The organism is Nocardiopsis sp. CA-288880 (assembly GCF_050955985.1).
Taxonomy (GTDB): Bacteria; Actinomycetota; Actinomycetes; order Streptosporangiales; family Streptosporangiaceae; genus Nocardiopsis; species Nocardiopsis tropica.
Genome location: NZ_CP192105.1, coordinates 4,191,758 through 4,205,118, shown reverse-complemented (window position 1 = coordinate 4,205,118; position 13,361 = coordinate 4,191,758). Strand labels below are relative to the sequence as shown.

Below are 13,361 nucleotides of genomic sequence, written 5' to 3'. Positions count from 1 at the left end.
GACGACTGCGCTGAACGGCGGTCGGGTTGTTCCGCCGGAGGGCCCGACAGTAGCGGCCACCGGTGACAAGGCCCGGGGCGGTGTCCTGCTGATCACACGTTGCGTGCAGGCACACTCGGCTTCCGACCACCCTGACCGCGGAGCTGCTCATCCCTGCCCGCGCCCGGAGCCGGTCGAGGAGGAGGGCTCCTCCGCCGTTGCGGTGCGGTTCCCCGGAGTGCTTCCAGAAGCGCCGTTGGCCGTCTCTCGGCCTGGTCCGACCGGATGCCTGGCCCCGGGCCGTGACTTCGGGGGAGCGCTCAGGCCGGCGCGATCCGCATGACCGCGCTGTCGCCGCTCACGTCCACCACCTCCAGGACGAGGTCGTTGAGGCCGACCTGCGCGCCGGGTCCGCCGGTCGCCTGTCCCGTGGCCGCGCCGCCGGGGCCGAACGTCCCCTGCAGGCTGCTGTCGCAGGGCGCGGAGTCGCTGTTCTGGCAGCCGAAGGACACCTCGCCCGCGGTGCTGGTCATCGTCAACGCCAACGACCCGTCCGTGATCGAGTCGATCGTGAGGGTGTCGATGGCGAACTCCGGGTCGAGGTCGACCTCTGCCGGTGCGGTCACCTCCACCTCGCAGTCGCCGTCGGAGCAGGCGGCCAGATCGGTGCCGTCGGACGGTGCGACCGGGGAGGGGGAAGCCGACGGGGAGGTGGAGGGGCTGGTCGGGGGCGTTGACGGGACGCCGGCCGACGGGACCTCTTCAGGGGGCTGAGCCGGCCCGCCGCAGCCCGCCAGGGTCAGTACGACCGCGGACGCACAGAGGGCGGATAAGGCGACCGAGCGGGACGGAACGGGTGCTTTCGGTGATGTCATGGAGCCATTGTTCCCGTGCACCCTGCCCCCTGACAGGAGAATCGGTGAACCGGCAGGGGTGCGTTTGGTCGGGGCCGGAGGGTCCTGGCGTGTGTGTCGAAGGTGGATCACATCGTCGTGGCGAGTTCAACGAGGTGCCCGGCTGTGCCGGCGGGATCGACGAGCTGGTGGAGGTGCGCGCCGGGCAGGCGCGCCACGCGCCAGCCGCGTTCACGCGCCTTGGCGGCAAGGCCGTCGTAGGCAGGGCTGAACTGCAAGTAGGAACAGGGATGATCGTCCCAGGAGTCGGGAACCGGGATGTGCTGCTCGTAGTAGGACAGCGGCAGGGTGGGCTGCTCCTCGGTGACGGTCCGCCGCACCAGCGGATCGGGGAACATGGGGGCGATGTCCGCCTCGTCCCACCAGTCGGTCCAGCGTGGCAGCCTGCCGTTCGCAGCCATCGGGCGGAGGAACTCCAGCACCTCGGGTGGGGCGACGGGTATCGGCCCGATCCGTGCCGGCAGTGCGGCATCGACGAAGACCGAACCGGTCACCGGGTGGTCGAGGCTCGAGCGGATCACCGGGAGGAACAAGCCTGCGTTGCTGTGTGCCACCAGAGTGACGGGACTGCCGGCCGGGACCTGCCGCAGGTCGTCGCGGACGGCCTCCGCGATCCGGGGCCAGAAGGGCGGAGCACCGGCGCCGATGCGCAGGAGGGACGGCACCCGTACCCGGTATCCCGCCGCTGTCAGGTGTTCGGCCACAGGTTGCCAGGTGGAGGGACCCACGGACGGGCTGTGCACGAGAACGAAGATCGGCTGCATGCGACGATCCTGTCCCCTGTGCCATGGGAGCCGCGACCGTGTCGGCCGACAGCAGAACGCCTGGTTCCGGCCAAGCCCGTGTCCGGCCGTTCACAGCCATGCGTCGACGGCCGGGACAAGGACGGCCGCCTCGTATCGGACCGCGGGCCCGTCGTAGAGCGTGGCCACCGCGCGGTGCCTCTCGAGGCGGTCGGTTCCGCACTCGACCGCATGGCGCTCGCGGTGGTCGTCCGGGTCGAGACGCGGCGGCCGGCCGCCGCGGGAGCCGAGTTTCCCGCGGTTGCGCGCCTGGTCGGCCTTGCTCAGGGGAGCGCCTCGGGGATCGGCGTCGGGCCGTCGTAGAAGTTCACGGTCTGCCGGACGCCGGCGTTCGCGGTGATGACGTGGGCGATCACCTCGGCGACGTTGTCCCGGGAGGTGCGGCCCTCGTCGCCCGGCGGTCGTCCGTCGATCGTGCCGTCGGCGTCCGCGAGCCGGATCTTCCCCGTCGCCGGTTCGAGGGTGAGGTTCCCGGGGCCGAGGATCGTGAAGTCCAGGTCGGTCCCCCTCAGGTGCGCGTCGGCGTCGTGCTTGGCCTTCGCGTAGGCGTAGAAGGGGTTGTCCGGGTCGATCCTGTCCACATCGACCCCGGCTCCCGCGTAGGACACGATGACGAAGCGCCTGACGCCCGCCTTCTCGGCGGCCCTCATCGCGCGGACGGCCGCCTCGTAGTCGACCCTGGCGGTGCGTGCGGGGTCGCCCCCGCCCGCGCCGGCGGCGAACACCACAGCCCGCGCGCCGTCGAAGGCCTCCGCGAGCGCCTCGACGTCCGCCCGCTCGATGTCGAGCACGACGGGGTTGCCTCCCGCGGCTTCGACATCGGCGCTCTGGGCGGGGTCCCGGATGACCGAGTCGACGGAACAGCCCGCGCTCGTGAGCTTGGGTGCGGTGAGCAGGGCGACCTTGCCGTGGCCGCCCAGGACGACCACGCGCTCGGCATCCGACATGAGCGCCTCCTTGTGTACCGATGTCGAGGCCGGATGTTCCCGGCCGGCGACTCCTGGTGCCACAAAGTATCCGCTCCCCGGTTCTCTCCCTCCGGACCATCCTGGAGCAGGGCGAAGTCATCCGTAAGTTTTACGGGCATGACGTCCGGTGACGCCGGCAGTGCCCCTCGGCCTCACGTGAGGCCGAGGGCGCCCACGGACACGACGGCCGACGTGGTGAGCAGGCCGAGGACGATGTGTTCGTAGCGGGTGTGGCCGAAGCGGTGGAAGGCCCGGGTGCCCACGGCCTGCCCCAGGAGCGCGGCGCCGACGAGCGGCAGCCACAGGGGGTAGACCTCCCAGGCGCCCGTGAACAGGAGCGCCGCGACGCTGAGGGGCAGGCGCACCAGGGAGAGGGTGACGAGGGTGTCGCGCATGGTGTGCGGGGTCAGGCCCCGGTGGACGAGGTAGTAGACGCTGGGCGGCCCTCCGAGGGACGTCGAGGTGCTGAGCGCCCCGGACAGGAGGCCCGCAGGGGCCGCCCAGACCGGGTTCAGGACGGCGCCGTTCTCGCGCGAGAGGACCCTGAGGACCACCGCCGCGATGACCACGCACGCGACGAACACCTGGAGCCCGAGCGCGGGCAGCGCCGTGAGCAGCCAGGCCCCGAGGAGCATTCCCGGGGCCGACCACAGCGCGAGGGCGCACGTCTCGCGCACCTCCGGCCGCGGCACGCCCCGCCGCATCGCCAGGATGGCGATGTCGCAGGCGGTACCGGTGATCATGATGGTCGAGACGGCTTGGGGGCCGCCCAGCGCCGCCGCGAGCAGCGGGGCGCTGAGCAGCGCGAAGCCGAACCCGGACAGGGACTGGACGGCCGCGCTGAACAGGATCAGCGCGAACAGCCCCGCGAACAGGGCGGCGTCATCGGGAGGGGGCACCTGTGCTCCGCTCGTATCCGCAGTCGGCCAGCAGGTCCCCCGCGACGCTCTCGTACTGTGCCGTCCTCGTGTGTCCGAGCTCGCGGCGGAAGCGGCCTACGGAGTTCTGTGTGAGCCGCGCCTTGGTCTTCTCGGCGGCGGGGTGGGACCACGGGTTCCGGTGGAGGGGGTGCTCCAGCTCGTGGTGGCGGACCATGCGCGCCGACCACGCGATGCCCAGGAAGTCGCACATCCGGCGGGTGACCGCCTCGGGGGAGGCGACGAGGTCCTCGTAGCGCACCTCGAGGTAGCGGCCGGACGGGGCCCGGTGGCGTGCGAAGGAGATGATCTCCACCCAGTCCCGGGCCGCGGTCTCGACGTCCTTGTGGCCCCAGTCGGGCACCGTGTGGAGGTGGGAGGTGATGACGTCCCTGCCGTCGCGGACGATGTGGATGAAACGCGCCCGCGGCCAGATCCTGGCGAACTCGTCCACGTCCCTGATCTTGCGCTGCAGCTTGATGCCCCACGTCCGCGCGCCCTGCGCGCGTGCGCGGGCCTCGCTGAGGACCCTGATCAGCTCGCACCGCTGCGGGAGCGTGACGAGGTTGCCCCCGTCCCTGTCGAGCCGGGCGCGGATCGCCCCGGCCAGCTCGGCGTAGCCGATGCCGAACCGTTCGCACTGCTTGACGAAATGGGCCGCGTCGTACCAGTACGGGTCCCCGCTGGAGGTGCCGGGGCCCACCGCCCGCGGGTCGCGCGACCGGACCAGCTCGATCGCCTCCAGGACGTGCGTGCCGAGGTTGGGGGGTTCGACGAAGTCGAGTTCGGGCCCCACGCACAGGTCGGGGTGGGAGTTGAGGACGATGCTGAGCAGCGTGGTGCCGGAGCGGTTCTCCCCGCCGAGCAGGACGGGGTTCATCGGAGCGCTCCCTTCTCACGGGCGGGTTTCACCTGAGCGGCGACCTTGGCCGTCCACCACAGGTCCGCCACCGAGGGGGTGGCGCGGAAGGCGTCGGCGCAGAAGTCGGCGAACGGCTCCCAGGGTGCGTCGTCGGGGGTCTCGAAGGGGTTCGCGGGGCCGGTCGCGGCCGCCCCCTCCGCGAGCGTGCGGGCCGTGCGGACGGCGAGGGCCACATGGTCGTCGGTCACCCCGGCCCCCGGCAGGATGGTCCCCCCGCTGCCCAGGAAGAGTCCGGCGTCGAGCATCGTCCGGTAGAAGCCGCCGGCGAGGTCGCCGGTGGCGAAGACCAGGTGGAGGATCCCGTCGTCCCACGCCGCGCACGCCGGGTAGCCGGCGGCGGAGAACACCTCGTTGAGCCCGGCCCCCAGGGACGCGGTGGTCCGGTGCACCCGTGCCGTCTCCTCGGCCAGGAGGTCGATGCTCTCCAGCGCCACGACGAACGGCGTCGTCTCGCGCAGGTAGGTGTTCCCGAGGTCGGTGGCCTCGTGGGCGCCGGCGACCCGGGGGCCGAGCAGCACGGCCGAGAGGGCGGTGCCGTTCGCGAGCCCCTTGCTGAGCACGGTGATGTCGGGCCTGGGGTCCAGGCGCGCCGTCAGCCCGCCCGGGCCGACGCGGAACCCCGTCATCACCTCGTCCAGGACGGCGACGCCGCCGAACCCGTGCGTGATCGCGATCAGCTCCTCCAGGTGCTCCGTCGGCATGACGTCGTGCTCGGGGGAGACGACGACGGCCGCGAGGTCGTCGGCGTGCTCGCGGCAGAGCGCGAGCAGCAGGTCGGCGTCGTAGCCGAAGTGGTGCACCCTGGGGTCGTACGCGTGCTGCCGGGCGTCGCCCTGGTACTGCAGCTGCCAGTCGTGCCATCCGTGGTACCCGCTGGTGAGGACGGTGTTCTTGCCGGTCGCCGCCCGTGCCAGGCGCACCGCTGCCGAGGTCGCGCAGGAGCCGGTCCGCATGAAGGCGACCCTCTCGCTGTGCGGGAACAGGTCCAGCAGCCGTAGCGCGAGGTCGACGCGGATCCTGCTCATGGTCCCGGGGAGGATGCCGCCGCCGTCGGCGAGGTGCCGGGTGACGGCTTCCACGATCCTGGGGTGCCCCATGCCGAGGGGAGCGGCGCCGGTGCACGAGGTGAAGTCGACGTAGGACCTGCCCTCGGCGTCGGTGAACGTCGCGCCTTGGCCCCGTTCCAGCAGCAGCGGGTTCTTGCGGTCCATGTCCCGCGTCCGGGTGCAGGTGGTGTCGAGCGCTTGCTGTATTCCGTCCAAGGGGTCCTCCTAGGAGTGCTGTGCGAGCTGCCTGCTGATGCGCAGCGCGTTGGCGATCACGGTCATCGTCGGGTTGGCGGCGGCCGCGTACGGGAAGTAGGCGGAGTCGGCGACATAGACGTTGTCGCACTGGTGGAGCCGTCCCTCGGGGCCGACCACCGAGGTCCTGGGGTCCGTGCCCGCGCGGCAGCCGCCCGCCAGGTGCGCCATGCCCGTGGCGTTGAACTCCTCCTGGGCGCGGACGCCGCGTCCGATGCGTGCGAGGGTGTCGACCGCGATCGAGCGGAGGGAGCGCAGCCGTCGCAGGTCGGACCGGTGGGTCCTGTGCCGGATCACGACGTTGGGACCGTCGGCGGAGGAGGGGGCCGGCGCCACGGAGTTCTCGGACATCGGCGTCTCCGACACGACGAAGTGCAGACGGATCGTGTCGGGCCGGTCGGAGGTCGACGCCTCGTAGAGGAAGCCGCCGCATCCGCCCCCGGGCAGCCGGTGGTAGAAGTCCGTGGTCGCGGTGGTGCTGAACAGGGTGGGGCTCTCCCGCAGCTGAGCCGAGGCGGGGGCCCGCACGTCGGCGTACCCGGTGAGCTTGAACTGGATGCCCCGTCCCACCTGGTCGTTCCCGTTGGCCAGTCCGTGCGGGTGGAGGCGGCTGGTGGAGCGCAGGAGCAGGGCGCAGCTGTTGAGCGCGCCGGCCGCGATGACGAAGTGCCGGGCTCTGATGGTCGCGTGCCGGCCCCTGACCGTGTCCAGGCACTCGACCGCGCTGACCCGGCCGCTCGGGCCGACCCGGAGGGCTTCGGCGGTGACCGCGTGGGCGAGGCGCAGCCGGTGCTCGGAGCCGGATCCCAGCACGAGCGGGAGCACCGAGGCCTTCGCGCCGGTCGGGCAGAGCGTCTCGTTGCAGGGACCGCACCGGGTGCAGGCGGGGCGTCGGGCGAAAGGCCGGGAGTTGACCCCGAGAGGTGTGGGGAAGTGTCCGATCCCGAGTTCGTCGAACGCCTCGTTGATGAGATCGGCCCGTGCGCTGGGCGGGTGCGGTGGCAGCAGGGGCGCGCACGAGGGCGGCTCGGTGGGGTCGAGGCCGGCGGTGCGCGCGATCCCGAAGCGCCGCTCGACCTCGTCGTAGTACGGGCGCAGGTCCTCGTATCCGATGGGCCAGCGCGGGTCGGCCGAGGCGTGGGCGAACGCCGCGGACCTGTCGAAGTCCTGCGCGCGGTAGCGGACCAGGATCCCCGCGTACCGCTCCATGCCGCCGCCGGGACCGCGCAGGGTCCACGGGTTGGCCGGATGGACGCCGTGGTCGCTCACGAGCACGCTGTCGGTCGTCGCGGCGCGCAGTTCGCCGTAGGAGCTCTCGGGCGAGGCCGCTCCGGCTTCCAGGAGCAGCGTCTCGCCGCGCCTGGAGAGCTCGTGCGCGGCGATGAGGCCCGCAGGTCCTCCGCCGATGACGCAGTAGTCGTAGTCGGGGTCTCGTGGGATCTGACTGAGCTGGACGAAATGCTTCACTGGCTCGGTGTCCCGTGCTGGCGTGGCTGGCCGGAGGCCAAGGTCGGGTGAGGGGCCTCGGATTACCGCGTGATTCCGACTGGTTCTCGTTCGACGTGAAAGGGAGTAGTGAATCCGGAGCGAATTCTTCCGGCTGGGGGACCGGTTTCCGGGGCGCTCGGTACGTTGGCGGGAATGGGGTCTGCCGGCACTCCAGGGCCGTTCGGTCTGTTCACTGCTCGTTCTCGGTCGTCGGCGAGAAGCCCCCCGCGGAACATTAGTTCCCTCAATCGCCCCAGTCAATAGCAGTCCCTTATTCGTTGATTTACCCGAATTGGTGTCGGTGTGGGACTTTATCGTTCCTTTGTGGGGGCGCCCGGGCGAGGGGGTGGACAGATACTTCTGTCCTGTGGGTGATAGTGGTCCTCGGCGCGGTCGTGCACACTCGTGGGAGTGTGCTGTGGCCCGTGGGATTCCCTGTGCGGCCGCGGGAGCATATCCGCCCTCGGGAAAGGAGTGGTGTCTCCTTTCTGTTTCCACTCGCGACGAAGGCCGGCGTTGTCCTTCGGTGGGAGTGGAGGCAGCGGGAGCCGTCATTTTTCACGGAAGCCCTTTCGCGCCGGTTCTGCCCGCGGTGGTTTCCGTCGGCCGACGGGCGGCGGAACGGCGGTTCGGCGCGCCGAACCGCTCTTTCGCCCTGCCGGCGAATGTTTCTCCGTGCGAGGACCCGTGTATCCGCGCACCGGGACCCCTCGGAACGGAGGGCCCCGCGCACACCGCCCCTGTCCGCCACGGCACGGCGCCCGGAGCCGCCGGTCCGACGCCGTTTCCCCGGGGGCACGTCGCCCGGGGGCACGTCGCGGGAGCCCGGGCAGGGGCCGGTGCGCGGCCCCGGACCCGCCCGGCGACGGCGCCGTGCAGTGCCTTCCTCACCCCGTGCGGGCGCGCCGGGCCGCGTCCGTGACGTCGCGCACGCTCCTGTGGTCCGAGGCGTCCACGAGCAGGCTCCGCGCCAGCCGCAGGGCCGCGCGTTCACAGGCCGCCCTCGCCCCGGGGTCGGTGATGCCGGTCAGGTCGGCGGGACGGGCGAAGCCGATCAGGCGCCTCATGAGCTCGGCTCCGCAGAAACCGACGGAGTCGCAGAGGACCCGGTCCAGATAGGCGCCGCGTTCGGCCTCCAGGGCGGCGGCCCCGCGGGCGTCGGCGAAGAGCGCGGCGGGGTAGGAGTCGCCGTGGCCGGACGAGCGCCACAGGGCCAGGAAGCGCTCCCGGAAGACGTTCCAGGTCTGCTCCACCTGGTCCAACAGCCAGGCCTGCTGCTCGTCCTCGTGGGGAGAGGGCGTTCCGCGGCGGCCGTCCGCGGCGAAGTAGGCGATGAGCAGGTGCGCCAGGAACCCGCCCACGTCGAAGCCCATGGGGCCGAAGCACGCGAACTCGTGGTCGAAGACCCTGCTCCCGGTCGCGCCCACCATGACCGAGCCGGTGTGCAGGTCACCGTGCAGCAGCGCCTGTCTGCTGGTGAGGTAGCGGTCCTTGAGGCGGGCGGCGGCGATCAGGACGCAGGCGTCGGCCCGGACGGCGGCCACCTCCGGGTCCAGCTCGGGAGAGGTCCAGCTGTTGCGGTGGAAGTCGCGGTAGATCTCCGTGAAGACCATGTCCTCCATGATCCGGCACATCTCGGTGTTGAGTTCGAACTCCGCGACCAGGGCGCGTTTGTCCGCGGCGGGCAGGGCCAGGTCCGAGGTGGCGAAGAGCGTGCGGGCCAGGTAGTCGCCGACCTGCTCGCCCAGCCCCGGGTGGAGGGCCCCTCGGCCGAGGTGGTGGCGCAGGACGGTGTGGTCCTCCACGTACTCCATGACGAGAAGGTGGCGGTCGCGGTCCAGGTGCAGGGGGGCGGGCAGCGCCCCGGGGGCCGCCCGCCCGTGCTCCTCCAGGGCGCGGTACTCGTGGACGACGCGTTCGGGGGTCAGCGGCCAGGACTCGCCCGCCACGCGCACGTAGGGCGGGGCCTGTTTGACGCACACCGAGCCGGAGGGGCCCAGGACCCGGTACACGAAGTTGACGTTGCCGTCGCCGACCTCCTCGACCCGCCAGTCGCCGGCCCCTCCGCCGAGCCGCGCACGCGGCCGGGGGAGCGTCTCCAGGTACGCGGTCAGGGCGCGGTCGGCGAACGCGGCGCGTCCGGGCGGGGCTGGATCGGTGTTCTCCACGGCGGCTCCTCCGGTCGTGTGCTTCCTGTCAGGGTGCGTTCAGCGGGCGCCCGCGTCGCGGTACCACTCCGGGACGGGCAGGGCGAAGTGTTCTCGAAGGACGGCCTCCGCGCTGTCGAGGGTTCCCTCGACGGATCCCGGGTCGTGGGTCCAGCAGTCGCCGACCACGTGCACACGCTCGCGTGCGGCCGGCTGCCCCATGCGCCGTGCCAGGGCGTGCGGGTCGTGGCCGGGGCGCCTCGTGTGCCACGCGCCGCTGCTCCAGTCCCGCCAGCAGGCGGCGAGGGGCGGTTCGAGGGAGGGCAGGCCGTGGACGTGTCGGAGCAGGGCGTGGGCGCGGGCGACCACGGCGGCGCCGGGCGCCGGAGCGTCGCCCGCGGAGGGGAAGGCGTGGTCCCCCGCCGTGCCCCCGCCGGCACCGACGCGGAGCCACTGCCCGACCGAGGGGCCGCTGGGGTAGGCGGCGAGCATCGGGGCGGGCGACGGGTGCGGATCGCCCTCGGAGGGTTGGCAGGTGCTTCCGTACCAGAGCTGGCGCAGGGGGGCGTCGGTGGTGCTCCTTCCCCGGGTCAGGCCCAGATCCCGCCACCACGGGCGCCGGTAGAGGTGGAGGAGCTTGAGGGCGGGGACGGCCTCGACCGCTGCCAGGTCGGCGGACAGGTGCGTGCCCATGGGCAGGCCGGTGAGGTCGAGAGCGCCCAGCGGCCCGGGAGGCAGGGCCAGCACGACGGCGTCGGCGCACACGCGGACATGGCCGGGCAGGAGACGCCCCCGCGTGTCCGACCGCCGGAAGAGGAGCCGGTAGTGTCGCCGCCCGGAGCCCTCGCCGGGAGCGTCCCCGCGCTCGACCCGCACCAGCCGGTGGCCGAGGCGGGTGGCGCCGCCGGCCTGCGTGAAGCGTTCGTGCAGGGCCCGCGGCAGGCTCTCCATGCCCCGCCGCAGACAGACGTACTCGGTGTCGGGCGGGGTCCGGTAGAGCAGGTCGAGCTGCGCGGTCGCGCCCTCGCCCCCTACGGACACGTCGTAGCCGCCCGCGTCGTGCACGAAGGCCACGGCGTCGCCGCTCAGGACCGCCCGCAGGGCCTCGGGCCAGGTCGCCTCCTCCAGGGGGCGGCCGTGCAGCCGCCCCGTGCGGCACCGCGACCTGAAGTCCGCCAGCGCGTGGTCGGCGACCGACCGGTCCCCTCGGGCGCGTGCCTCGTGGTGGGTGCGGCGGCTCTCGGTGAACCCCGGCACCAGGGTCTGCGCCACCCTGTCGGCCAGGGCCCCCGGCGCCAGCCCGCGTTCGGCCGGGCGCAGCCGGTAGGGGAGGGCGGCACCGGCCAGGTCCCCCTGCCGCGTTCTGCTCCCCCTCAGGTGGAACAGGTTCTCCGGCCGTCCGAACTCGAACGGCACCAGGTCCGCGCCCAACCCCAGGTCCTCGACGAGCGCCAGGACCCGGCGCAGGCCCGTGTGCAGCCGCATGGCGCCCAGGTCGGCCCAGGCCCCGGACGGGCCGGGAAGACGGACGGAGTGCATTCTTCCGCCGATCCTGTGGTCGTTCTCGAAAAGGCCGATTCTGCTCCCTCTCCTCGCCTCGGCCAACCTGTTCGCGACGTGGCATCCGGCGAGGCCGGCGCCGACGACCGCTACATCCAGATATTCCACATCGGAATCTTCTTCCCCTGAAACCACAGAACCATCACCTGCGCTTCCGCCCCACAGTACTCTTGCCAGCCGAAGGCACCGCACGCATACTGAGGGCATAATATTCTGTTCATATTTCCTTGAAACCGGGGAGCTGCATGATCTTCCGTCCGCAGGTACTTCAGGAGACCTCGAACGCTTACGACCAGTTCTCCGAGTACTTCCGCGACATCAGATCATTCTTCGAGGTCCTCAGTGTCCGGTTCTCCCTCCCCGAATACGGGACCCGGCTCACCCCCGTGGCGGGAAAGGCGCTGTTCTCCAACGCCAACAGCTACCTCCTGTCGGACGACAGCGCCTACCCCTACTACCTGTGGCTTCCCAGCTGGCTGGGCCGTTTCTACATCGACGCCGAGCGCATCCCCGAGGGCAGGACCGCCGACGACTGCCGTATCGCCGACGCCGGCCTCGTCGCCTTCGTCTGGCCCTGGCTCGGCTTCGGCGACGCCTACGTGCAGAACTCCCCGCACCCGGAATGCTGGTTCGGGGTGACGGACCCGCGGCCTCAGAATCCCGATGAGCCGGTTCTCACCACCGCTCAGAGCCTCTTCAACCACTTTCGCCTGGAAACCACGTTCGAGGCCGAGCGCGGGGGCTGGCTCACCGGTGGTTTCCATCCCGAACCGAGGATCGACTGCAACCTGACCGGCACCTGGTACCTGCGCCGTGTCCCCCTGTCGGTTCTCACCGACTACTACCAGGTGGAGAAGAACGTGATACGGCCGCTGGGCGAGAAATTCACCGAGCTGTCCGAAGCCGGGCGGGAAAAGACTGCTGTCTTCTCGGCCGGGAAAACGGAGGGGTCCTTCTCCGGCAACGGCGTGAACGGGAATTCGTCGAAATCGGAGATCCCCTGAGGGCTCATCCCGCGAGCCTCGGGAGGTGGCTCCGCGCCTGGTCCGGGATGTCCTTGAGTCGTGTCCGCGGCGAGGCTCCGCGTGGCGGGATCGGCCACGTTCCACGGAGGAAAGTCCTACCGCCTTCCGGGTCGGAACCCGACAGCACCTCGCGAGCGGACTGAGTGATGTGACGGTTGAGGGGTGGCTGGGCGGACGGGAAACCGAAACCCGAAAGCCACACCGTTGCGCGCGGAACCCGCGGCACCGGAAACCGGCCCCTGGATCCTCCCCGGTTCCATCGGGGCGACGAATCTCGGACATGAGGTGGCGAATCCGGGATGCCCAGGGGTTTTATGGCGTACTCGTCGGAACGTGGATCTGCGGTCGTCGGACGTGCATCACACTGGGTAGCCCATGTCCCTGTAGTCCAAGACCTTCATGATGTCGATGAACTCGCACGTTCCAGTGGTCAGATCGACCTGAATGGGGATGTTTCCCACAAGGCTGTCCTCCATCTTTCCCGTCTTCAGGAATGAAACAGTATTATAAGGTGCAATCAGATATCTTCCATGCTGGAATGCTCTCTCCCGTATGACTTCCACGTCATGGTGTTTCCATTCCCTTGATTCAGTTTTAAGGAACTTCTCGGCCTTGGTCAGGGCGCTTTCTCGATCCAGTTTCGGCATCTGATTCCTCCTGGTGGGGCGATGGTGTCGTCGCGTGTCGGCATGGTCGGCGAGGGCCTGTTGGAATTCGAGGAAGACAATATTGGGCGCCTGCTGATTTCGGATGTGCTCGAAATTTCCTGCATCCTCATGTACGGCAGTAAGCTCGTCGATCATGCTGATGGATGTCGAGATGAGCCCTTACTCCTGAGGAGCGGTTGTGTACAGGGTCTCGGCGACCGCGATCATGGCCTCACGCTCCCGCCGCGGGCAAGGTTCTGCTGGGAGGTTCATCAGGGCCGGTCCGAAACGGGCGAAGAACTGGTCGGCATCGTCGATGCCGTCCGGCAGTTCGATGAACCATCGAAAACCGCAGGGTTGGGAGGGCACCCGCGCGTCGGTGAGGTAGTCGTGAATCATTGAGTCAACCGCCGACCGGTCGCCTCGCGTCCGCTCCTCGACTCTGACCGTACGCTTGCCTCTGCTCTCGCAGACCACGCGGACCGGTTCGGGGGGACGGGTGTCCAGGCACCGGACCATGTGCTCGGGGCCGACGGCCCAGGCGAACAGGGCATGCCAACCGGACTCGGGGACCTCGAAGAACCTCCGTCCATCGCCCGTTCCGCTGTCGGTCGGCGGTTCGGCGACGATCGGAACCGCTGACCATGAACGTTCGTGCATCAGAGCACTCTCCTCGTCCTCGCGACGGTC

At 70.6% G+C, this 13,361-nt stretch carries 12 protein-coding genes; 1 reads left to right on the top strand and 11 read right to left on the bottom strand.

What is annotated here, in order from left to right:
* Positions 1-299 precede the first annotated feature (299 nt).
* From ACQPYD_RS18615 to ACQPYD_RS18575, 9 genes are all read right to left on the bottom strand, one after another.
* Positions 300-605, bottom strand: a complete 306-nt coding sequence (locus ACQPYD_RS18615; protein ID WP_352986457.1) for a hypothetical protein — start codon at positions 603-605, stop codon at positions 300-302.
* A 356-nt stretch (positions 606-961) separates the two neighbouring features.
* Positions 962-1,657 carry an alpha/beta hydrolase gene (locus ACQPYD_RS18610; RefSeq protein WP_433696867.1) on the bottom strand — a complete coding sequence of 232 codons (696 nt, stop codon included), beginning with the start codon at positions 1,655-1,657 and terminating at the stop codon, positions 962-964.
* Positions 1,658-1,959: 302 nt separating this feature from the next.
* Complete coding sequence (locus ACQPYD_RS18605) at positions 1,960-2,643, bottom strand: NAD(P)H-binding protein (protein WP_433696866.1); 684 nt, start codon at positions 2,641-2,643, stop codon at positions 1,960-1,962.
* 173 nt (positions 2,644-2,816) lie between these two features.
* Entirely contained in the window at positions 2,817-3,563 is a 747-nt protein-coding gene (locus tag ACQPYD_RS18600; protein ID WP_433696865.1) for a sulfite exporter TauE/SafE family protein, read from the bottom strand.
* Positions 3,547-4,461, bottom strand: coding sequence for a sulfotransferase family protein (locus tag ACQPYD_RS18595; protein WP_267944872.1), 915 nt, complete (start codon positions 4,459-4,461; stop codon positions 3,547-3,549). Before ACQPYD_RS18595 ends, ACQPYD_RS18600 begins: the two co-directional genes overlap by 17 nt.
* Entirely contained in the window at positions 4,458-5,765 is a 1,308-nt protein-coding gene (locus ACQPYD_RS18590) for an aminotransferase class III-fold pyridoxal phosphate-dependent enzyme (protein ID WP_433696864.1), read from the bottom strand. Before ACQPYD_RS18590 ends, ACQPYD_RS18595 begins: the two co-directional genes overlap by 4 nt.
* A 9-nt stretch (positions 5,766-5,774) precedes the next feature.
* The gene (locus tag ACQPYD_RS18585) at positions 5,775-7,271 is read right to left on the bottom strand and encodes a GMC oxidoreductase (RefSeq protein ID WP_433696863.1); all 1,497 of its coding nucleotides are present in this window, start codon (positions 7,269-7,271) and stop codon (positions 5,775-5,777) included.
* A gap of 908 nt (positions 7,272-8,179) precedes the next feature.
* A complete protein-coding gene (mtnK, locus tag ACQPYD_RS18580; protein WP_433696862.1) occupies positions 8,180-9,460 on the bottom strand; it encodes an S-methyl-5-thioribose kinase in 1,281 nt (426 codons plus the stop codon).
* Between the two features lie 39 nt (positions 9,461-9,499).
* Entirely contained in the window at positions 9,500-11,206 is a 1,707-nt protein-coding gene (locus ACQPYD_RS18575) for a flavin monoamine oxidase family protein (protein ID WP_433696861.1), read from the bottom strand.
* A gap of 38 nt (positions 11,207-11,244) precedes the next feature.
* Here ACQPYD_RS18575 and ACQPYD_RS18570 point away from each other — a divergent pair, with 38 nt between their 5' ends.
* A complete protein-coding gene (locus ACQPYD_RS18570; RefSeq protein WP_433696860.1) occupies positions 11,245-12,003 on the top strand; it encodes a hypothetical protein in 759 nt (252 codons plus the stop codon).
* Positions 12,004-12,383: 380 nt separating this feature from the next.
* Here the strand turns inward: ACQPYD_RS18570 and ACQPYD_RS18565 are convergent, their stop codons facing one another.
* Together ACQPYD_RS18565 and ACQPYD_RS18560 are read right to left on the bottom strand one after the other, a co-directional pair.
* On the bottom strand, positions 12,384-12,827 hold the full coding sequence (locus ACQPYD_RS18565; protein WP_433696859.1) for a hypothetical protein: 444 nt from the start codon (positions 12,825-12,827) through the stop codon (positions 12,384-12,386).
* 24 nt (positions 12,828-12,851) lie between these two features.
* The gene (locus ACQPYD_RS18560; protein ID WP_433696858.1) at positions 12,852-13,331 is read right to left on the bottom strand and encodes a DUF5956 family protein; all 480 of its coding nucleotides are present in this window, start codon (positions 13,329-13,331) and stop codon (positions 12,852-12,854) included.
* Positions 13,332-13,361 lie beyond the last annotated feature (30 nt).

Excerpts from the sequence above, each read along its gene's own strand:
- ACQPYD_RS18570 (WP_433696860.1), top strand. The coding sequence starts at position 11,245 with ATGATCTTCCGTCCGCAGGTACTTCAGGAGACCTCGAACGCTTACGAC.
- ACQPYD_RS18575 (WP_433696861.1), bottom strand. The coding sequence starts at position 11,206 with ATGCCCTCAGTATGCGTGCGGTGCCTTCGGCTGGCAAGAGTACTGTGG.
- ACQPYD_RS18605 (WP_433696866.1), bottom strand. The coding sequence starts at position 2,643 with ATGTCGGATGCCGAGCGCGTGGTCGTCCTGGGCGGCCACGGCAAGGTC.
- ACQPYD_RS18595 (WP_267944872.1), bottom strand. The coding sequence starts at position 4,461 with ATGAACCCCGTCCTGCTCGGCGGGGAGAACCGCTCCGGCACCACGCTG.
- ACQPYD_RS18560 (WP_433696858.1), bottom strand. The coding sequence starts at position 13,331 with ATGCACGAACGTTCATGGTCAGCGGTTCCGATCGTCGCCGAACCGCCG.
- ACQPYD_RS18610 (WP_433696867.1), bottom strand. The coding sequence starts at position 1,657 with ATGCAGCCGATCTTCGTTCTCGTGCACAGCCCGTCCGTGGGTCCCTCC.
- ACQPYD_RS18565 (WP_433696859.1), bottom strand. The coding sequence starts at position 12,827 with ATGATCGACGAGCTTACTGCCGTACATGAGGATGCAGGAAATTTCGAG.